The organism is Streptomyces sp. NBC_01275 (assembly GCF_026340655.1).
Taxonomy (GTDB): domain Bacteria; phylum Actinomycetota; class Actinomycetes; order Streptomycetales; family Streptomycetaceae; genus Streptomyces.
The window spans coordinates 1,744,188-1,764,829 of the sequence record NZ_JAPEOZ010000001.1 but is presented as its reverse complement, the minus strand read 5'-3'; the positions used below and the strand labels follow the sequence as shown (position 1 = coordinate 1,764,829).

Sequence of the window (20,642 nt, the reverse complement as noted above, 5' to 3'; positions counted from 1 at the left end):
TTAGGCTCATGACATGCATGCCTGGCCCGCTTCCGAGGTCCCCGCCCTGCCTGGTCAGGGCCGCGACCTGAGGATCCACGACACCGCGACCGGCGGCTTGGTCTCCCTCGACCCCGGTCCCGTCGCCCGTATCTACGTCTGTGGCATCACGCCGTACGACGCGACCCACATGGGGCACGCGGCCACCTACAACGCGTTCGACCTCGTGCAGCGCGTGTGGCTCGACACCAAGCGGCAGGTTCACTACGTCCAGAACGTCACCGACGTCGACGACCCGCTGCTGGAGCGGGCCGTGCGCGACGGCGTCGACTGGGTCGCCCTCGCCGAGAAGGAGACGGCCCTCTTCCGCGAGGACATGACCGCGCTGCGGATGCTTCCGCCGCGGCACTACATAGGCGCCGTCGAGGCCATACCCGGCATCGTCCCGCTCGTCGAACGGCTGCGCGACGCCGGCGCCGCCTACGAGCTCGAAGGGGACGTCTACTTCTCCGTCGGGTCCGACCCGAACTTCGGCAGGGTGTCCAACCTGGACGCCGCCGCCATGCGTCTGCTGTCCGCCGAGCGCGGCGGCGACCCCGACCGGGCGGGCAAGAAGAACCCGCTCGACCCGATGCTGTGGATGGCGGCCCGCGAGGGCGAGCCGAGCTGGGACGGCGGCTCGCTGGGCCGCGGCCGGCCCGGCTGGCACATCGAGTGCGTGGCCATCGCCCTGGACCATCTGGGCATGGGCTTCGACGTCCAGGGCGGCGGCTCCGACCTCGCCTTCCCGCACCACGAGATGGGCGCCTCCCACGCCCAGGTGCTGACCGGCGAGTTCCCCATGGCCAAGGCCTACGTCCACGCCGGCATGGTCGCTCTGGACGGCGAGAAGATGTCCAAGTCCAAGGGCAATCTCGTCTTCGTGTCCAGGCTCCGGCGCGACGGGGTCGACCCGGCCGCGATCCGGCTCACCCTGCTCGCCCACCACTACCGGGCCGACTGGGAGTGGACCGACCAGGTGCTGGCCGACGCCGTCGCCCGGCTCGGCCGCTGGCGCGCCGCCGTCTCCCGGCCCGACGGGCCGCCCGCCGAGGCCCTCGTCGAGGAGATCCGCGAGGCCCTCGCGCACGACCTCGACGCCCCCGCCGCCCTCGCCGCCGTGGACCGCTGGGCCGTGCTCCAGCAGGAGCGGGGCGGTACGGACATCGGCGCGCCCGGCGTCGTGTCACGGGCCGTGGACGCGCTGCTGGGCGTGGCCCTGTAGCCCACCGGGACCCATGAAAAGGGGCGGTACGTCTCCACGACGTACCGCCCCTTTTCGTGATGTACCGCCCCTTGTTCAGTCCTCCGACGAATCCTCGTCGTCCGTGCCGTCGGCGCTCTCGGCGCTCTCGGTGGTCCCGGTGCTCTCGGCGGTCGGCTTCTGCGGCTTGGGGGGCCGCGTCCGGTCGCCGGGGCTGTCGCGCAGATACGGCGGACCCTCGCCGCCGTCCGTCGCATGGCCGCCGCCGTCCCGGCGCCGCAGATAGCGCTCGAACTCACGGGCGATCGCCTCGCCCGACGCCTCCGGCAGCTCCGCGGTGTCGCGGGCCTCCTCCAGCGTCTGCACGTACTCGGCGACCTCGGTGTCCTCGGCGGCCAGCTGGTCCACGCCGACCTGCCAGGCGCGCGCGTCCTCGGGCAGCTCGCCCAGCGGGATGCGCACGTCGATCAGGTCCTCCAGCCGGTTGAGGAGGGCCAGCGTCGCCTTCGGGTTCGGCGGCTGCGAGACGTAGTGCGGCACGGCCGCCCAGAGGCTCACCGCGGGTACGCCCGCGTGCGTGCACGCCTCCTGGAGGACTCCGACGATGCCCGTGGGACCCTCGTACTTGGTCTCCTCCAGGTCCATCCGCTGGGCCAGGTCCGTGTCGGACGTCGTCCCGCTGATCGGCACCGGACGGGTGTGCGGGGTGTCGCCCAGCAGGGCGCCCAGGATGACCACCAGCTCCACGCCCAGCTCGTGCGCGAACCCCAGCAGCTCGTTGCAGAACGAGCGCCAGCGCATGGACGGTTCGATCCCCCGCACCAGCACCAGGTCGCGCGGCTTCTCGCCGCCGACCCGCACCACCGACAACCTTGTCGTCGGCCAGGTGATCTTGCGCACGCCGCCGTCCATGAACACCGTGGGGCGGTTCACCTGGAAGTCGTAGTAGTCCTCGGCGTCCAGCGCCGCGAACACATCGCCCTTCCACTCCCTCTCCAGATGCGCGACCGCGGTGGAGGCGGCGTCGCCGGCGTCGTTCCAGCCCTCGAACGCGGCCACCATGACCGGGTCGATCAGCTCGGGTACCCCCTCGAGCTCGATCACCCAGCGCCTCCTTCCGACGTGCCCTCGCTTGACCACCCAACCTTACGGCGTTCCGCAGGGGCGCCCGCAGCCCCCTTGCACGGGGGAGTGAACGGATCACTGCCCCGTTCGCCACCCCCGAACACCCCACGAGGGCCGCCGGTCAGAGAGTGGAGCGCAGCCACTGCTCCACGCTCGCGATGTGCACCGTCGCCCACGACCGGGCCGCCTCCGCGTCCCGGTCGCGCAGGGCCGCCAGGATCGCCCGGTGCTCGCGCAGGGTCCCGGAGACCGCGTCCTCCTGGGTCAGACCGCGCCAGATCCGGGCCCGGGTGGTGGGCCCGGACAGCCCGTCGAGCAGCGAGCACAGCACCGAGTTGCCGGCGCTCTGCACGATGCCCCGGTGGAACTCCAGGTCGCAGGCGACGAGTTCCTCCACCGACGGCGCCTCGCCCAGCTTGTCCAACTGGGCGTCCAACGCGTCCAGTTGCTGCTCGCTGATGCGCAGGGCGGCCATCGCGGTCGCGGCCGGCTCCAGGATCCGGCGCACGGCCAGGAACTCCAGGACCGTGTCGTCGCGGTGGAAGTCGACGACGAAACTCAGCGCCTCCAGCAGCAGTTGGGGATCGAGGCTCGTCACATACGTGCCGTCGCCCTGGCGCACGTCCAGGATCCGGATGAGCGACAGGGCCCGCACCGCCTCCCGCAGCGAGTTGCGGGACAGACCCAGCTCGGCGGCCAGCTCGCTCTCCTTGGGGAGCCGGTCCCCGGGGCGCAGCGCACCCGAGACGATCATGCCCTTGATCTTCTCGATCGCCTCGTCGGTGACTGCCATGACCGGCCTCCCTGTCGCTCTCGGACGCACCTGGACTCATGCGTGCTCAGCCACGCTCAGACATCCGATGTCTCAGGACATTATGAGCACCTGATCGCGTGGGTGGGGAGTGATCAGACGAGCGCGTCCAGCTCGGCGATCACCGCCGCCTCGTCCAGCGTCGTCAGCGTACGGCCGCGCATCAGCACCCGGCCCTCGACGACGGTGTCCCGCACGTCCGCCGAGTGCGCCGCGTAGGCGAGCGTCGCGTACGGGTCGTGCGCCGGCCGCAGATGCGGCGCGTTCAGGTCGAGCACGATCAGGTCGGCCCGCTTGCCCGCCTCCAGCGAGCCCAGCCGCTCCCCGAGGCCCAGCGCCCGCGCCCCCTCGATCGTCGCCATCCGTACGGCCTGCTCGGCGCCGACCGCCGTGGGGTCGCCGCCCGCCTTGTGCACCAGCGCCGCCTGCCGCACCGCCCCCAGCACGTCCAGCGAGTTGGAGCTGACGGCCCCGTCGGTGCCGAGGCCGACCGTCACGCCCGCGCTGAGCAGCCGCGGCACCGGCGCGATCCCGCAGCCCAGCTTCAGGTTCGACACCGGACAGTGGGCGACGGCCGTGCCCGTGCGGGCCAGCGCCGCGATCTCCGGCCCGGTGAGGTCGACGGCGTGCGCGAGCAGCACGTCGGGGCCGAGCAGCCCGAGGGAGTCCAGCAGCTCCACCGGACGCTTGCCGTACTTCACCTCCACCGTGGCGACCTCGGTGGCGTTCTCGGCCGCGTGGATGTGCACCAGCGCCCCGAACTCCCGGGCCAGCGCGAAGACCTCGGTGAGCTGCCCGGGGGAGAGGGTGTAGGCGGAGTGCGCGAAGACGACCGGCCGGGTGCCGTGCCGCGCCGTGCCGCGCGCCTCCAGGTCCCGCCGTGCCCACGCGAGCCGGTCCTCGTAGGCGATGCCGTCCGGCGGCTCGGGCACGTCCATGAAGGTCGGCCCGGTGTGCAGCCGCCAGCCCGCCTCGCGGGCCGCCTGCTCGGCCGCCTCGTGGAACCAGTACATGTCCAGCGCCGAGGTCACCCCGGCCCGTACGCTCTCCGCGACCGCCAGCCGCACCGCCGCCGCCACGTTCTTCGGCGCCAGCAGCTCCGCCTCCCACCTCAACACCCGCTCCAGGAAGCCCTGGAGGGTGACGTCGTCGGCGCGGCCGCGCAGCAGCGTCATCGCGAGGTGGGTGTGCGTGTTGATCAGCCCGGGCAGCACGAGACAGCCCTCGGCGTCGATCTCCTCGACGGCCGGGTAGCGCTCGCGCAGGTCGGCCGCGGGCCCCACGGCGAGGATCTCGCCCTCGTGGACCGCGACCGCCCCGTCCCGTACGACGGTCCCGGCGTCGTCGACCGTCAGGACGTCGCCGCCGTGCACCAACAGGTCGACGCTCACGCCTGCTCCTCCTCCGCCAGCAGCCGCAGCGCCTCCAGGGACACGACCGCGCCCCGTTCGACGCCGGCCGCGACGACGTCCCGGTGCGGGTCGTACCCGCCGGTGGCTTCCTGATCGACCAGCTCGTCGGCGTTCGCCCCGTCGATCACCAGCACCCCGCCCGCGACCAGTCCGCGCAGCGAGGCCGTCACCAGCAGCGCGGACAGCTCCATCTCGATGGCGGCGAGCCCGGCGCCGTCGTAGGAGAAGAGCGGGATCAGGCCGGGCTGGAAGGCCGCGCGGGTCCAGACGATGCCCCGGTGGTGCGGGGCGCCGGCCGTGCGGGCCGCCCGCTGGAGGGCGAGGACCGCCTCGGGCGCACAGACCGCCGGGTACTCCGGGGGCAGCAGCTGTTGGGTGACCCCGTCGTCGCGGACGGCCGCCTCCGCGATGACCAGGTCGCCGTCCCCGACGCCCGGCTTCATCGCGCCCGCCGTGCCGAACCGCACAAACGTGCGCACGCCCGCGTCCGCCAGCTCCTGGAACAGCAGGATCGCGCCCGGCCCGCCCACCCCGTGCGAGGCGACGACGACCGGCACCCCCTTCCAACTCCCGCTGAACACCCGGTACTCGCGGTGGTACGACACCTCCTGCGCGCCGTCCAGCAGCGCGGCGACGGCAGCGGCGCGCGCCGGGTCGCCGACGACCACGGCGTGCGCCGGCAGACCGGTGCGCGGGATACGGGTGACGGGCAGCAGGTCCTGGGTCAGGCCCTGGGCCAGGTCCTGGGTCATTGGACGGCTCCGGTGGTACGGGGGCGGCGACGGCGGCGGGCCGTCGTGAGGAACAGGGCGCCGAGGGTGACGACGTACGGCGCGGAGTCGGTCGCCTGCTGGGGCAGGCCGAGGCCCTGGAGGCGGAACCCGGCCGCCTCGGCGAGCCCGAACAGCAGCGCGGCGAGCAGCACGCCCAGGGGCGCGGCGCGGCCCAGCATGACGGCCACGACAGCGATCCAACCACGGCCCGCCGTCATGTTCTCCGTGAACAACGTGACGTTGCCCAGGGCGAGTTGGGCACCGGCGAGCCCGCACAGCACTCCGGACAGGAGGATCACGCCGTACTGGTACCTGGCCGGGCTGACCCCGAGCGTGGCCGCCGCGTCCGGGGCCTCGCCGACCCCGCGCAGCCGCAGCCCCCACACATGCCGGGACAGCAGCAGCGCGGCGACCGCGACCGCCGCCCACGAGAGATACGCGAGCGGCGAGAAGCCGCCGACCAGCGGGAGACCGGCGAGTGACGGGTCGTCGAACGTGCCCTGCACGCCGAAGACCGTGCGCAGCAGGAAGCTGGTCAGGCCGACGGCCAGGAGGTTCATGGCGATGCCGAGGACGACCGCGTCCCCGCGCAGGGTGACCGCGCCCACGGCCAGGATCAGCGAGTACGCGGCCGCCGCGAGGGCCGCCGCCAGAACGCCGAGCCAGGGGCTGCCGGTGAACCAGCTCGTGGCCACGGACGTGAAGCAGCCCATCAGCATCATGCCTTCGAGGCCGATGTTGAACACGCCCGCCCGCTCGCACAGGGCCCCGCCGAGGGCCGCCAGCAGGATCGGGGTCAGGGCCCGCAGCGCCGACATCAACAGGTCGGAGTCGAGGAACATCAGACCGTCTCCTTCTCCTTGCGGCGGATGGCCGAGCGGCCGAACCAGCGGCTCGGAAAGCGCAGTCGGGCCGCCAGGAACACGATCACGATCGCCTGCAGCACCTGCGTCAGCTCGCGCGGCACCTCGGTCGTGCGCTCCATCGCGAGGCCGCCGACCTGAAGGACGGCGAAGAAGAACGCGGCGATCACCGTGCCGAGCGGCGCGGCGGCGGCCAGCAGGGCCGCCGTCAGGCCGGTCCAGGTGTAGCCGGGCGCGGTGAGCGAGCCGTCCACGAAGCGGTAGGGAAAGCTCAACACCCCGATCGCGCCCACGAGTCCGGCGAGTCCTCCGGAGACGGACATCAACTTCAGGGTCAGGCCCCGGCGTTCGACGCCCGCGTACGCGGAGAAACGGGGGTTGAGGCCCGTCATGCGGATCTCGTACCCGACGGCGGTGCGCCGGTCGGTGAACCAGTACGCGGCGGCGGCGAGCGCGACGAGGACCAGCCCCAGGGTGACCGTCGAGTCGCCGAAGGCGGGCAGCGCCACCCCGTCCGGCAGCGCCCGGGTCTGCGGCAGGCTGGAGCCGGGCTCCTTGAGCGGGTAGCGCGCCAGATAGGAGGCGAGGGACACCGCCGGATAGCTCAGCAGCAGGCTGCTGACCAGCAGCGGGACCCCGAGGCGGTTCTCGCACAGGGCGGCGAGCACGGCGTACCCGGCGCCCGCCGCCATGCCGGCCAGCAGGGCCGCGGCGACGGTGAGGGGCGCGGGCAGCGGCGAGTAGAGACCGGTCACCGCGGCCGTGATCCCGCCGAGGACCATCTGTCCGTCGCCGCCGAGGTTGATCAGCCCGGCGCGCAGCGGGATCGCCAGGGCGAGCGCCAGACCGAGCACGCTGGTGGCGGTGGTCAGGGTCGAGCCGATGCCGTCGCCGCCGAGCGCGCCGGTCAGCACGGCCTCGTACGCGGTGACCGGGTCCGCGCCGGTGCCGAGCAGGATCAGGGCGCCGATGACCAGGCCCGCGAGCACGGAGAAGGCGAGGGGGGAGCGCAGGGCTCCGGATATGCGTGTCATGTCAGTGCGTGGCCTCCACCGGAGCGCCCGCCATGGCGAGGCCCAGCGTCCGTTCGTCCGCCTCGTCCTTCGTGTACGACGCCGCGAGGCGGCCCTCGTACATCACCAGGACCCGGTCCGCGAGCCCGCGGATCTCGCTCAGCTCGGCCGAGACGAGCAGCACGGCGTGACCGGCGTCGCGGTAGGCGATCAGCTGGTCGTGGATGTTCTGGATGGCACCGATGTCGACCCCGCGCGTCGGCTGCTCGACGAGCAACAGCGGTGCGTCATGGGCGAGTTCGCGGCCGATCAGCAGTTTCTGCAGGTTTCCGCCGGACAGCGCGGAGGCGGGCGTCTCGGGGGAGGACGCCTTGATGCCGAAGCGCTCCACGAGCCGTGCCGCGTGGGCGCGCACCGCCGCGGGCGGCAGCAGGCCGCGGGAGGAGAGGGAGGTGCGGTGATGTCCCATCGCCAGGTTGTCCGCGACCGACGCGGCGGGCGCCGTGCCGACGGCGTGCCGGTCCTCGGGGACGTACGCCAGCCCCCGCGCCCGGCGTTCGGTGGCCGAGGCGTGGGTGATGTCGTCGCCGGCGAGGGCGACCCGGCCCGCGGTGACCGGTCGCAGCCCGGCCAGCGCCTCGACCAGCTCGCTCTGTCCGTTTCCCGCGACGCCCGCGATGCCGACGATCTCGCCGGCGTGGACGGTGAGGTCCACGTCGTGGACGGAATCGGTGCTGAAACCGGTGACGCGCAGCACCGCCTCGCCGGGCGTGCCGGGTGCGTGGACCCGGTCCAGCTCCACCGCGCGACCGGTCATCGCGGCGGCGATCTCGTCGGCCGTGGTGTCGGCGGTCACCAGCCGGGCGACCACCCGGCCGTCCCGCAGGACCGTCACCCGGTCGCTGCCCTCCAGCACCTCGCGCAGCTTGTGCGTGACGAGGATCACCGCACGGCCCTGTCCGGCCAGCGACTTGAGGACGGCGAACAGGGCGTCCGCCTCGGCCGGCGTGAGCACGGCCGTCGGCTCGTCGAGGATGAACGTGCGGGCGCCCCGGTGCAGCAGCTTGAGGATCTCCACACGCTGCCGCAGACCCACCGGCAGGTCGCCGACCCGGGCGTCCGGGTCGACGGCCAGGCCGTGCTCCTCGGCCAGCTCACGCACCCGGCGACGGGCCGCGGCCCGGTCCACCAGGCCGAAGCGGCGCGGCTCGGCGGCGTACACGACGTTCTCGGCGACCGTCAGCGAGTCGAACAGCTTGAAGCTCTGGTGGACCATGCCGAGCCCGGCGGCCATGGCGTCGGACGGGCTGGCGAAGCTCACCTCACGCCCGCCGACGACGACGGTCCCGGCGTCGGGCCGCTCCATGCCGTACAGGACCGACATCAGCGTGGACTTGCCCGCGCCGTTCTCGCCCATCAGCGCGTGGATCTCGCCGTGGCGGACGGTCAGGTCGACCGCGTCGTTGGCGAGCGTGCCGGGGAACCGCTTGGTGATCCCCCGGAGCTCGACGGCGACGTCGGCGACGCCCTCGGTGTCAGCTTGCGGCCGGGTCATCGACCTTCAGCTCTCCGGAGACGATCTGGTCGCGCAGCGCCTCGACCTTCGTCAGGACGTCCTTGTGGTCGGCGATCACGCACTTCGACGTGTCCACGCCGTCCTCGAGACCGGTCAGGCTGATGCCGCCCTCCTTCAGGCCGTACGACACCGTGGCGCCCGTCGTGCCGGTCAGGACCGACTCGATGCCCTTCTGGACGGCGACGTCGGTGCGCTTGATCACGTTGTCGACGACCGTGCCGGGCGCCGAGGGGCACTGGTTGACGTCGACGCCGTACGCGTACGCGCCCTTGGCCTTGGCGGCCTCGAAGACGCCGTAGTTGCCGGCCGCGGCGGCTGCCATGATCTGGTCGTAGCCCTTGGCGAGCAGGGTGTTCGCCTGCTCCTTGGCGCGGGCCGAGTCGTCGAACGGGGACTGGCCGCCGACGAAGCGGGTCGACGTCTCGGTCTTGGCGGCGACCTTCTTCGCGCCGGCCGCGAACGGGTCGCTGTAGCGGCGGAACTGGGGCGTGTCGAGCACGTCGACCGCGCCCACCTTGCCGCTCTTGCTCAGCAGGCCCGCCTCCGCGCCCGCGAGGTACACGCCCTCGTGCTCCCGGAAGACCGCGCAGCTGACGTTCTTGAACGTCTTCGTCGTGCACGCGTCGACGATCAGGAACTGCTGCTTCGGGTTCTTCGCGGCCTGCTGTGCGACGAGGTCGGCGAACTCGAAGCCCACCAGCACGATGACGTCCGGCTTCGCGTCCACCGCGGCGGCCACGTGCTGCTGCTGGGAGGCGGTGTCGGTGGACTCGTAGACCTTCGCGGTCCCGTCGTGCTGCTTCGCCGCGGCCTTCACGCCGGTGACGGCGAGCTTCAGGAACTCGTTCTGGCCGACGGCGTCGGGGGTGACGAGCGTGAAGGACTTGCCGCTGCTCCCGGCGGAGGCCGACGTGTCGTCGTCCTTCTTCGCGGCGGCGTTGCAGGCGGTGGCGAGGAGCGCGGTGCCGGCCGCGAGCGCGGCGAACTGCACGGAGCGGCGGTGTCTGCGGGGCATCGGGGGACCTTCCGGATATGCCGAAGAGCGCTCACGGGGAGCGCGCACAGGGCGTGTGTACGGCGGGGGTGAGGTGAGCGGCGGTGCTCGGTGCGCGGCTGCGCAGGGTCGGTGCGGGGCTGTGCGGGGAGGGCTGAGGGGACGGACTCAGCCGCGACAGCCGTCGCCGGAGCATCGGCCGAAGTCGAGGAAACGGCGCCGGGTGAGCAGCGGCATCTTTCCTCCTTCGTCTCGGCCTGCGGGATGCTGGTATCGACCTGCGGATGCGGGTGCTGGACTGTAACACTCGTTTCCGGACATCCGCCCGGCTGTCTCGAACTGTGGTTCGCCACCGGCCGGTAGCCGGTTCGTATCCGGTCCGGCGACGGTTCTTCCAGGTCATGTACGGTATTGGGCACCATAGGATCATCAGGAGCGTCCCGTTATGTCCCAGGAACTGCGCGCCGTCGAGTGGACCGGAACCGGCCTCGCGCTGATCGACCAGACCGTCCTCCCGCACCGCACCGAGACCGTGGACGTCCACGATGTGGACACCCTGGTCGACGCCATCCAGCGGCTCGTCGTGCGCGGCGCCCCCGCGATCGGCGCGGCCGGCGGGTACGGCGTCGCCATCGCGCTGCTCCAGGGCGAGCGGGAGGGCTGGTCCGAGGGCGAGGTCCGCGCGGCCGTCGCCCGGGTCCGCGCGGCGCGCCCGACCGCCGTGAACCTCATGGTGTGCGTGGACCGGGTCATGACCCGCTTCGACGAGGGACTCGACGCGGTCCTGAAGGAGGCCGCCGCGGTCCAGCGCGAGGACGTCGAGGCGAACCGCGCGATGGGCGCCTTCGGCGCGGACTGGCTGCTCGGGAAGGTCGGCGAGGACCGGCCGCTGCGCATCCTCACCCACTGCAACACCGGCGCCCTCGCGACCGCCGGCTGGGGCACCGCCCTCGGCGTCATCCGCGAACTCCACGCGCGCGGCCGCCTCGAGGTCGTCTACGCCGACGAGACCCGCCCCCTGCTCCAGGGATCCCGCCTGACCGCCTGGGAGTTGGTCCAGGAAGGCATCCCGCACTACGTCCAGGCCGACGGGGCCGCCGCCGGCGTCATTCTGCGCGGCGAGGTCGACGCGGCGATCGTCGGCGCCGACCGCATCGCGGCCAACGGCGACACCGCCAACAAGGTCGGCACGGTCGGCGTGGCCCTCGCCTGCGCCTATGCGGGCATCCCGTTCCTGGTGGCCGCGCCCACCACCACGGTGGACCTCGCGACGGCCACCGGCGACGCCATCCACATCGAACTCCGCGGCGAGGACGAGGTGGTGGAGTGGGGCGGCGTCCGCACGGCCCCCGCCGAGTCGCGCGGACACAACCCGGCCTTCGACGTCACCCCGGGCCGACTGGTCACCGGACTGGTCACCGAGCGAGGCGTGTTGGAAGTAGCGTCGGGCCAACTGCCCGGCGAGCACCTGAAGTAGCCGAGAAGCAGCCGAAAAGCAGCTGAGAAAAGCAGAGAAGAAGAGAAGAAGCAGAGAGGGGATCCCCGGGCGGGGATCCCCTCTTCTCCACTGCTCCACATCTCTACTGCCCGCCGGCGTCAGCGCCGCGTCAGCTCCAACTCCAGCAGCCACTCCACGACTTCGGTGTGGTGGCGGGCCTGACGCGGATCGGCGCCCCACACATAGAGGCCGTGCCCCGCGACCACCACGGCGGGCATCTGCGGATTGCGCGCTGCTTCCAGCCGGTCCCCGAGGACCTTCATGTCCTGGCTGTTGGCGATGACCGGCAGCGTCACCTCGACGTCGTGCGCGGGCTGTCCGACGCCCTTCAGCATCTCCACGTCCTTGAAGACGATTCCCCCCGGGTGCCGGTGGCCGAGTGCCACCGACGCCACCGTGTGGACGTGGACGACCGCGCCCGCACCGGTCAGCGCGGCCACGCGCGCGTGCAGTTCGGCCTCGGCGGACGGTTTGCCGTCGCTCACCGCCGCGCCCTGTCCGTCCACGACCACCACGTCCGAGGGCGTCAGCTCGCCCTTGTCATGGCCGCTCGCGGTGACCGCGAGGCGCAGCGGATCACGGGAGAGCACCGTCGAGAGGTTGCCGGAGGTGCCGCGCATCCAGCCGAAGGACGCGAAGCGGGCGGACTCGGCGGCGAGCACCGCCCCCGCCTCCTCCAGATCGAGTGCGCTGATGTCGACGGTCATGAAGTGCTCCTGGAAGTGCTGATGTCGATCTCGTCGAACGTCCCCGCCTGCGCGTGGTCGCCGACGCCCTGCTCGAAGTACGGCTCCCCGGGCCGCCGGATCCCGACCGCCCGCCAGCCCGCGGCCCGCGCCGCGTCCAGCTCGCCCGGCCGGTCGGAGAGGAAGAGCAGCCGGTCGGGGGCGATGCCCGTGGCCTGCGCGATACGGCGGTACGACTCCGGCTCCTGCTTCGGCCCCGCGTTCTCCGTGTCGTACAGCCCCGAGACCAGCGGCAGCAGATCGCCCTCCGGGCTCGACGCGAACCACGCCCGCTGCGCCGCCACCGACCCGGACGAGTAGACGTACAGCGCGAGGCCCGCCGTATGCCAGGCGCGCAGGGCCGGGACGACGTCGTCGTAGAAGTGCGAGACGAGGTCGCCGCGTGCGAAGCCCTCCGCCCAGACGACGCCCTGGAGGGTCTTGAGCGGGGTGGCCTTGCGGTCGTCGTCGAGCCAGGCGTTCAGCGTCTTCTCGACGGCGGCCGCGTCGGCGTCCGCCTCGCCCGTCAGCTCCCGCACCTGTGCGATCGCCCGGGCCACCGCGGGCTCGTCGGCCCGCTCGGTGAGCAGCTCGGCGAAGCGGGCGCGGGAGTACGGGTACAGCACGTCCACGACGAAGCCCGTGGCGCTCGTGGTGCCCTCGATGTCGAGCACCACGGCGTCCACGTCGAAGGCGTCGAAGGCGTCGAAGGCGTCGGGGGCGTCGGGGGCGTCGGAGGCGCCGAGGGTCGGGTGCGGCTCGCTCACGCGGCGGCCCTGTCCGCCTCGTAGCCGGCCGCGATCGTGTCGTAGTCCGGGAAGCGGGCGGCGATGGGGGAGCCGGTGAAGGCGCCGATCCAGCCGTCCTCCTCGTGGAAGAAGCGGATCGCGGTGAACGACGGGTTCGTGCCCATGTCGAACCAGTGGGTGGTGCCGCGCGGCACGCCCAGCAGGTCGCCCTTCTCGCAGAAGACCGCGTGCACCTCGCCGTTCACGTGCAGATAGAAGATGCCGGAGCCGGAGACGAAGAAGCGGACCTCGTCATCGTCGTCGTGCGTGTGCTCCTGGAGGAACTTCTCGCGGGCCGCCTTCGCCTTCGCCGGGAACTCCGGGTCGTCGCTGGGGTGCAGACCGAGGACGTCGACGGTGGTGAAGCCCTCCTCGGCGTTCAGCTTCTCGATCTCCGGGCCGTACGCCGCGAACACCGTCTCGCTGCCGGCGTCGAACGGCACGTCCTCGCGGATCGGCCACTGCTCGTAGCGCACGCCGAGCGGCTTGAGGGCCGCGGCGATCTCGGCGGGGTCGGAGGTGCGGCGGACCAGGGTCTCCGGGCCGGACTCGGGCCAGGTCGTCAGCAGCGTCATGGGAGCAACTCCAGGAGTCTGAAAGGGATGTCCGAATACCGAGACGAGTATCGGACGCGGGAGCAGGGCGAGCGGGGGGTGGAGCGAGTGGCGAAGCGAGGGGGAGGCGGATGGCGCGAGCGGCGGCGGACGGCTGCTCAGCCGCGACACGCGGCGCCGGTACAGCGGCGCATGCAGGGCATACGCATCGCCGTCGCGCGGAGTGTCGTCATGGGAGCCTCACTGTGCCGGGTCGGGGTGCCGGTTCTGTGATGGTAACTCCCGGCGGCGCGGTCACCGCGTGTGACCTAATCGTTGTCTCATCATTCGAGATACGATGTCCATTCCTTTGACGGGTGGCTGAAAACGTTCCCATGATCTCCGTATGAAGACGCTGCTGCTCGTGCGGCGGCTGTACGTGGACTTGCTCCGGTCGACCACAGCCAGCTGTCGCTGACACCTCCCGGAGCTCCGACGCGCCCCCGCTTCCCGGGGCGTTCCCCGCCGTATGCGCGGTGACACGTTTCCGTCCCCCGGCTCCGGGCTCCTCCATCCCTGTCTCGTCGCCCCTTCGCATCGCCCGCAATGCCTCGCATCGCCCGCAATGCATCGCCTCGCCTCGCACTGCCTCGCACCTGGAGCTCCTCATGTCCCGTCTCCGTCTGCCCGTCGCCGCGCTCTCGCTGGCCTCCGTCTCCGCGCTCGTCCTCTCCGGCTGCGCCCAGTCGACCGACGCCTCCAAGAACACCGGCGACACCGCCGCCTCGGCCTCCGCCGCCACCGGCAAGAAGCCCGCCCCCTTCAGTGCGGGCGCGGTCAAGGTGGCCCTGGTCCGCCAGAGCGGCGCCGGCGACTACTTCGAGCAGTGGGGCAACGGCGCCAAGGCCCAGGCCAAGGCCCTCGGCATCGACCTGACCGTGTACGACGCCCAGGCCGACAACGCCAAGCAGGCCACCGACCTCTCCTCGGCCATCAACTCCGGCGCGAAGGCGATCATCATCGACCACGGCTTCCCGGCGACGATCCAGCCGGAGATCGACAAGGCCGTGAAGAAGGGCATCAAGGTCGTCGTCTACGACGTCGACACCGCCACCAAGGGCGTCGTCTCCACCGAGCAGGACGACGCGAGCATGGCCAAGGCCGTCCTCGACGTGATGGCCAAGGAGGTCGGCAAGGACGCCAAGGTCGGCTATGTCAACGTCGCCGGCTACGCCGCTCTCGACAAGCGCGACACCGTCTGGAAGTCCACGGTGACCTCCGAGGCCTGGAAGCAGGAGTTCAAGGTCGGCAAGGTCACCGACTCCACGGCCACTGACAACGTTCCCCTGGTGTCCGCCGCGCTCACCCAGCACTCCGACGTGGCCGGCGTCTTCGCCCCCTACGACGAGCTCGCCAAGGGCGCCGTCCTCGCCGTGCAGAACAAGAAGCTCCAGGACAAGGTGAAGGTCTTCGGCGCGGACGTCTCCAACGCCGACATCCAGCAGATGACCGCCGCCGACAGCCCCTGGGTCGCCACCGCCGGCACCGACCCCTCCGCCGTCGGCGCGGCCGTCGTGCGCACCACCGCCCTGGAGCTGGCCGGCCAGCTGAACAAGACCTCCGTGGAGTTCCCGGCCGTCGCCATCACCCAGGACTTCCTGCGCGAGAAGAAGATCGAGAACATGGACCAGCTGCGGGAGGCGCTGCCCGCGCTGAACCTGTCGCAGGTCTCCACCGCCGACTGGATCTCGAATGTCGCCCACTGAGCGTCTTGAGCCCGGCGGGGCGGCTCCGGCGGTCGGGGCGGCTCCGGCCGTCGGCCTGACCGACGTCAGCATGGCCTTCGGAGGCAAGACGGTCCTCGCCTCCGTCACGCTCGACATCGCCCCGGGCAGCGTGGTCGCGCTGCTCGGCGCGAACGGCGCCGGCAAGTCCACACTGATCAAGATCCTGTCCGGCGTCCACACCGACCACGGGGGAGAGGTACGGGTCGACGGCTCACCGGTCACTCTCAACTCCCCCCTGGCCGCACGTCAGTTGGGCATCCAGACGGTGCACCAGCGGATCGGCGAGGGCATCGTGCCCGGCCTCACGGTCGCCGAGAACCTGGTCTTCGAGGAGCTGGCGCAAAAGCGCGGAAACCCGTTTCTCAACGGCCGCGGCACGCTGGCCCGCGCCCGCGAGATCCAGGCCGGCCTCGGACTGGACTGGACCGACGCCGTCCTGAAGCAGGACGTCACCGAACTCGGCATCTCCGACCGGCAGTTGCTGATCCTGGCCCGCGCCCTCGCCACCCGCCCCCGGCTGCTCGTCCTCGACGAGCCGACCTCCGCGCTCTCCGCCGCCGAGGCCCAGCGGCTGTTCGCGCTCGTGGAGAAGATGCGCGAGGACGGCATCGCCGTGCTCTACGTCTCCCACCGGCTCGGCGAGATCGACGCGCTCGCCGACCGGCTCGTCGTCCTGCGCGACGGCCTCCTCACCGAGGACCAGGCCAGGCCCTTCGACTGGGACGCGGCCCTGCGCGCGATGCTCGCCCAGGCCCAGGAGGCGACGACCGCCCGTCCCGTCCGCGAGGGCGACCAGGGCGAGGTCCTCCTCTCCCTGCGCGGGGTGCGCCTCTTCGAGGGCCGGGCTCCGCTCGACCTCGACCTGCGCGGCGGCGAAGTCACCGGCGTGGTGGGCCTGTTGGGCGCCGGCAAGACCGAGCTGGCCCGCGGCCTGTTCGGCGCCGAGCCGTTCGCCACGGGCACGGCCGAGCTGGCCGGGGCGGCGTACGCGCCCCGCCGGCCCTCCGACGCCATCCGGGCCGGTGTCCACCTGGTCCCCGAGGACCGGCACGCCGACGCCCTCGTGCCGGGCTGGTCGGTGGCGCAGAACATCTCCCTGCCGTTCCTGAAGTCCCTGTCCTGGGGCGGGCTGGTGAGCCGCTCCCGCGAGGACGCCCTGGGCCGCGAGGCCATCGACGCGCTCGGCGTCGTCACCCGCGACGAGCACAGCGCCGTAGAGGAGCTGTCCGGCGGCAACCAGCAGAAGGTCGTCGTCGGCCGCTGGCTCGCCGAGACACCGCGTGTCCTCATCCTGGACGAGCCGTTCCGAGGCGTGGACATCGGGGCCCGGCGCGACATCGGCCGCCGGGCCCGCGCCCTGGCCGCCGAGGGCGCGGCCGTCCTGGTCCTGTCCGCCGACGTCGACGAGGTCCTCGAGATCGCCGACCGGGTCGTCGTCCTCGCGGCCGGCGAGGTCCACCTCGACGCGTACGGGGAGGACGCGGAGCGCGACCGCGTGATCCAGACCATCTCCGCGTCCGTCTAGGTCTCCCCAGCGTCTCCCCGGCGTCTGTCCGACGCCGCCCGCCCGCCGGCCGCACGCCCGAAGGAAGCACCCCATGACCACCACCCAGAGCACCGAGGCCCCCACGAAGGCGGCGATCCCGCCCGCGGCCTCCACCGCGGTGCGCGTCCAGAACGCCGTGATCAAGTACGGCTTCCTCTTCGTCACGGTCGCGCTGTTCCTGTACTTCGCGCTGAGCGAGGGCTCCTTCCGCGAGTCGGCGACCCTCCTCGACACCCTGCGGTACGTCTCCGTCGCCGCCATCCTCGGCCTCGGCGTCACGCTCACCATGGCCGTCGGCGGGATGGACATGTCCGTCGGCGCGGTCGCCGGCCTCGGCGTCTCCGTCGCCGCCCAGACGATGGTCGTCCACAACCAGGTCACCCCGGTCGCGATCCTCGCGGTCCTGGTGGCGGGCGCGCTCGCGGGCCTGCTCAACGCCCTGCTGATCGTCGTACTGAAGATCCCCGACATGCTCGCCACCCTCGGCACCATGTTCGTCATCCAGGGCGGCAAGCTCATCCTCGTCGACGGCCAGTCGATCACCCCGGGCATGACGATGTCCGACGGCACGACCGCGCCCGGCAAGTTCACCGACGGCTTTCTGAAGATCGACCGCGGAACGGTCCTCGGCATCCCGATCTCCGTGCTGATCTTCGGCGGACTCACCGTCGCCGCCTGGGTCTTCCTCGCCCGCACCCGCTGGGGCCGCGTCCTGTACGCCATCGGCGCCAACCCCGAGGCCTCCCGCCTGGCCGGCATCCGCGTCGGCGCCTACCGCGCGCTGGCCTACGTCATCTCCGGCGTCCTCGCCTCCGTCGGCGGCCTGATCCTGGCCTCCCGCATCGGCCAGGGCGACGTGTCCGCCGGAACCTCCCAGCTCCTGGAGGCGGTGGCCGTCGCGCTGGTGGGCACGTCGGTCCTCGGCCGCGGCCGCCCGAACGTCTGGGGCACCGCCCTCGGCGCGGTCCTCATCGGCATCATCACCACCGGCCTGACCATCAAGGGCCTGCCGTACTACACCCAGGACGTCGTCGAGGGCGCGGTGCTGATCCTCGCCCTGGTCTTCAGCTTCACCCTGTCCAAGCGCCGCACCGCATAAGGGAGTTCAGAGCCGATGGGCTACCGCATCCTGGAGACCGACGACATCCCCGCGTACCTGCACGAGCGGGGACACTGGGCGGACCCGGCGGACATCGCCGTCCGCGAGGTGTCGGACGGCAACATGAACCGCGTGTTCCTCGCGTCCAGCGCCGACGGCACACGCAGCCTCGCCGTCAAGCAGGCCCTGCCCTGGGTCCGCGTCGCCGGCCCCTCCTGGCCGATGAACGCCGACCGCGCCGACGCCGAGGCCCGCGCCTACGAGCAGGTCGCCAAGGTCGCCCCGGACAAGATCCCGGCGATCCACGGCTACGACCCCGAGAACTACGCCCTCGTCATGGAGGACATGTCCGACCTCGAGGTCCTGCGCACACTGCTCAACGAGGGCGCGGCCTACGGCCCGCACACCTCGGCCCGCATCGGCGAGTTCGTCGCCCAGTTCGCCTTCGCCACCAGCGACTTCGGGATGCCGTCCGCCGAACGCAAGGCCCTGATCGCGGCCTCCGTCAGCCCCGAGCTCTGCAAGATCACCGAGGACGTCGTCCTCTCCGAGCCCTACATCGAGCACGAGCACAACCACTGGCACCCCGGGCTGGACGACCTGGCGTCCGCCTTCCGCGCCGACACCCGCCTGCGCACCGAGGTCGCCGACCTCCGCCACACCTTCATGACCAGCGCCCAGGCCCTCCTCCACGGCGACCTGCACACCGGCAGCGTCATGGTCGGCGACCGCGAAGGCGCCCCCGTCGTCCGGGTCTTCGACCCCGAGTTCTCCTTCGTCGGCCCCATCGGCTACGACCTCGGCCTGTACTGGGCCAACGCGCTGGTCTCCGAGGAACGGGCCCGCGCGCTGGGCGCCCTGTCCGACCACGCCGACCAGCTCCGCCTCTCCTGGGAGGCGTTCGAGGCCGAGTTCCGCCGGCTGTGGCCGACCCGCGTCGACGCCTTCTTCGACGACGCCTACCTCGACCGCTTCCTGCGCCGCGTCCGGACCGACTCCGTCGGCTACGCCGGCGCCGAGATCGTCCGCCGCATCATCGGCTTCGCCCACCTGACCGACCTGACGACCCTCCCCGACCCGGTCCCGGCCTCCCGGCGCGCACTGCTCCTGGGGCGCGAACTGATCGTACGCCGCGAGGAGTTGACGGACGTCGACGCCGTACGGGCGGTCGTGGACTCGCTCGACTGAGGCCAGGCGAAAGGGGCGGCTCCCGTGGTGGGAGCCGCCCCTTTCGCGTCGTACGGACTGCTTCTCGCCGGCTACTTCTTGTCGAGCAGGTCCTGCACCTTGCCCCGGACCTCGTCCGTGGCCAGGCCGCGGATCGTCAGGGTGGTGCGGCGGCGCAGGACGTCGTCCGCCGTCTCGGCCCACTCGTTGTCGCGGGCGTAGACGACCTGCGCCCAGATCTCGGGGGCGTCGGGGTGGACGCGCTCGCGCAGCTCCGGGTCGTCGTTGGCCAGGCGGGCGATGTCGAAGGCCAGCGAGCCGTAGTGGGTGGCCAGGTGCCTGGCGGTGTCGGCCGCCATGCGCGGGCCGGGCGCCGGGTTGTCGACGAGCAGCCGGTGGGCGACCGCGCGCGGGTTGGCGACGCCGGGCAGCGGCAGCTTCTTCGGCAGCGAGGAGATCGGCTCGAAGTCGTCGCCCAGCGGGTGGCCCGGCAGCGCCTCCAGCTTCTGCATCACCGTACGGCCGATGTGGCGGAAGGTCGTCCACTTGCCGCCCGCGACGGACAGCATGCCGCCACGGCCTTCCGTGACCACGGTCTCGCGCTTGGCCTTCGCGGTGTCGCCGGGACTGCCCGGCAGCACCCGCAGACCCGCGAAGGAGTACGTGATCAGGTCACGGGACAGCTGCTGGTCCCGGATCGAGAACGCGGCCTCGTCCAGGATCTGCGCTATGTCCTTCTCGTTGACCGCGACGTCCGCCGGGTCGCCCTCGAACTCCTCGTCGGTCGTGCCGAGCAGCAGCATGTCCTCCCATGGGAGGGCGAAGGTGATCCGGTACTTGTCGATCGGGGTCGCCAGCGCGGCCTTCCAGGGCGCGGTCCGCTTCAGGACCAGGTGCGCGCCCTTGGAGAGGCGGATGGACGGCGCAGCGTTCGGGTCCTCCATCTTGCGCAGGTGGTCGACCCAGGGGCCGGTCGCGTTCAGCACCAGACGGGCGCTCACGCCGAACTCGTCGCCGGAGAGCCGGTCGCGCAGTTCGGCGCCCGTCACCCGGCCCTTGGTGAAGCGCAGGCCGGAGACCTCGGCGTGGTTGAGGACGACCGCGCCCGCCTCGACGGCCGCACGGACCGTCATCAGCGCCATGCGCGCGTCGTTCATCTGGTCGTCGCCGTACACGGCCACGGCCTTGAGGTTGTCGGTGCGCAGCTCGGGCACGTCCTGCGCGGCCTTCGCCGGGGACAGCAGATGACCGACGCCGTCGCCGAACGCCGACAGCGCGGAGTAGGCGAACACGCCCGCCCCGAGCTTCGCCGCGCCGTGCGGCCCGCCCTTGTACACGGGGAGGTAGAACGTGAGCGGGTTCGCCAGGTGGGGGGCCACCTGGCGAGACACCGCACGGCGCTCGAAGTGGTTCTCCGCCACCAGCTTCACCGCGCCGGTCTGCAGGTAGCGCAGACCGCCGTGGAGCAGCTTGGAGGAGGCGGAGGAGGTGGCGCCGGCGAAGTCGCCGGCGTCGACCAGGGCCACCCTGAGGCCGGACTGCGCGGCGTGCCAGGCGGTGGAGATGCCCAGGATGCCGCCGCCGATGACGAGGAGGTCGTACGACGCCTTGGAGAGCTGCTCCCGGGTCTCGGCGCGGCTCGGGTTGGAGCCGGAGGCCGGGTGGCTTCCGAGGGCAGGCACGGACTGCAGGGTGGACTGACTGGTCATG

At 72.1% G+C, this 20,642-nt stretch carries 18 protein-coding genes; 6 read left to right on the top strand and 12 right to left on the bottom strand.

Going from position 1 to position 20,642, the window contains the following annotated elements; translation table 11 throughout:
- The first annotated feature begins 13 nt into the window (after positions 1-13).
- Positions 14-1,243, top strand: a complete 1,230-nt coding sequence (gene mshC / locus OG562_RS07485) for a cysteine--1-D-myo-inosityl 2-amino-2-deoxy-alpha-D-glucopyranoside ligase (protein ID WP_266395076.1) — start codon at positions 14-16, stop codon at positions 1,241-1,243.
- Positions 1,244-1,318: 75 nt separating this feature from the next.
- Here the strand turns inward: mshC and OG562_RS07480 are convergent, their stop codons facing one another.
- The 8 genes from OG562_RS07480 to OG562_RS07445 all read right to left on the bottom strand — a co-directional run bounded on the left by OG562_RS07480 (position 1,319) and on the right by OG562_RS07445 (position 9,810).
- Positions 1,319-2,326 carry a PAC2 family protein gene (locus OG562_RS07480; protein ID WP_266395073.1) on the bottom strand — a complete coding sequence of 336 codons (1,008 nt, stop codon included), beginning with the start codon at positions 2,324-2,326 and terminating at the stop codon, positions 1,319-1,321.
- Between the two features lie 142 nt (positions 2,327-2,468).
- On the bottom strand, positions 2,469-3,140 hold the full coding sequence (locus OG562_RS07475) for a FadR/GntR family transcriptional regulator (RefSeq protein WP_266395070.1): 672 nt from the start codon (positions 3,138-3,140) through the stop codon (positions 2,469-2,471).
- A gap of 113 nt (positions 3,141-3,253) precedes the next feature.
- Positions 3,254-4,549 carry an amidohydrolase gene (locus OG562_RS07470; protein WP_266395068.1) on the bottom strand — a complete coding sequence of 432 codons (1,296 nt, stop codon included), beginning with the start codon at positions 4,547-4,549 and terminating at the stop codon, positions 3,254-3,256.
- Positions 4,546-5,298: a nucleoside phosphorylase gene (locus OG562_RS07465; protein ID WP_266409091.1), complete on the bottom strand. Its 753-nt coding sequence runs from the start codon at positions 5,296-5,298 to the stop codon at positions 4,546-4,548. The genes OG562_RS07470 and OG562_RS07465 overlap by 4 nt, the downstream gene beginning before the upstream one ends.
- 20 nt (positions 5,299-5,318) lie before the next feature.
- Complete coding sequence (locus OG562_RS07460; RefSeq protein WP_266395066.1) at positions 5,319-6,185, bottom strand: ABC transporter permease; 867 nt, start codon at positions 6,183-6,185, stop codon at positions 5,319-5,321.
- On the bottom strand, positions 6,185-7,240 hold the full coding sequence (locus OG562_RS07455) for an ABC transporter permease (RefSeq protein WP_266395064.1): 1,056 nt from the start codon (positions 7,238-7,240) through the stop codon (positions 6,185-6,187). The genes OG562_RS07460 and OG562_RS07455 overlap by 1 nt, the downstream gene beginning before the upstream one ends.
- A gap of 1 nt (position 7,241) precedes the next feature.
- Positions 7,242-8,774, bottom strand: a complete 1,533-nt coding sequence (locus OG562_RS07450; protein WP_266395062.1) for an ABC transporter ATP-binding protein — start codon at positions 8,772-8,774, stop codon at positions 7,242-7,244.
- On the bottom strand, positions 8,755-9,810 hold the full coding sequence (locus tag OG562_RS07445; protein ID WP_266395060.1) for a BMP family ABC transporter substrate-binding protein: 1,056 nt from the start codon (positions 9,808-9,810) through the stop codon (positions 8,755-8,757). The genes OG562_RS07450 and OG562_RS07445 overlap by 20 nt, the downstream gene beginning before the upstream one ends.
- Before the next feature lie 424 nt (positions 9,811-10,234).
- Here OG562_RS07445 and mtnA point away from each other — a divergent pair, with 424 nt between their 5' ends.
- Positions 10,235-11,266, top strand: coding sequence for an S-methyl-5-thioribose-1-phosphate isomerase (gene mtnA / locus OG562_RS07440; protein WP_266395057.1), 1,032 nt, complete (start codon positions 10,235-10,237; stop codon positions 11,264-11,266).
- 119 nt (positions 11,267-11,385) lie between these two features.
- On the opposite strand, the gene mtnB is transcribed toward mtnA, so the two are convergent.
- From mtnB to OG562_RS07425, 3 genes are all read right to left on the bottom strand, one after another.
- On the bottom strand, positions 11,386-11,994 hold the full coding sequence (mtnB, locus tag OG562_RS07435; protein ID WP_266395056.1) for a methylthioribulose 1-phosphate dehydratase: 609 nt from the start codon (positions 11,992-11,994) through the stop codon (positions 11,386-11,388).
- Complete coding sequence (gene mtnC, locus OG562_RS07430) at positions 11,991-12,698, bottom strand: acireductone synthase (RefSeq protein WP_266409088.1); 708 nt, start codon at positions 12,696-12,698, stop codon at positions 11,991-11,993. The genes mtnB and mtnC overlap by 4 nt, the downstream gene beginning before the upstream one ends.
- 77 nt (positions 12,699-12,775) lie before the next feature.
- Complete coding sequence (locus OG562_RS07425) at positions 12,776-13,375, bottom strand: acireductone dioxygenase (protein WP_266395055.1); 600 nt, start codon at positions 13,373-13,375, stop codon at positions 12,776-12,778.
- 626 nt (positions 13,376-14,001) lie between these two features.
- Between OG562_RS07425 and OG562_RS07420 the strand changes: the two genes are divergently transcribed.
- From OG562_RS07420 to mtnK, 4 genes are all read left to right on the top strand, one after another.
- Entirely contained in the window at positions 14,002-15,099 is a 1,098-nt protein-coding gene (locus OG562_RS07420; RefSeq protein ID WP_266395053.1) for a substrate-binding domain-containing protein, read from the top strand.
- A complete protein-coding gene (locus OG562_RS07415) occupies positions 15,086-16,645 on the top strand; it encodes a sugar ABC transporter ATP-binding protein (protein ID WP_266395051.1) in 1,560 nt (519 codons plus the stop codon). The genes OG562_RS07420 and OG562_RS07415 overlap by 14 nt, the downstream gene beginning before the upstream one ends.
- A 73-nt stretch (positions 16,646-16,718) precedes the next feature.
- Positions 16,719-17,765, top strand: a complete 1,047-nt coding sequence (locus OG562_RS07410; protein WP_266395049.1) for an ABC transporter permease — start codon at positions 16,719-16,721, stop codon at positions 17,763-17,765.
- A 15-nt stretch (positions 17,766-17,780) separates the two neighbouring features.
- Positions 17,781-18,953, top strand: a complete 1,173-nt coding sequence (gene mtnK, locus OG562_RS07405; protein WP_266395046.1) for an S-methyl-5-thioribose kinase — start codon at positions 17,781-17,783, stop codon at positions 18,951-18,953.
- 71 nt (positions 18,954-19,024) lie between these two features.
- Here mtnK and OG562_RS07400 read toward each other — a convergent pair whose 3' ends face one another.
- Positions 19,025-20,641: a glycerol-3-phosphate dehydrogenase/oxidase gene (locus OG562_RS07400; protein WP_266395044.1), complete on the bottom strand. Its 1,617-nt coding sequence runs from the start codon at positions 20,639-20,641 to the stop codon at positions 19,025-19,027.
- Position 20,642 lies beyond the last annotated feature (1 nt).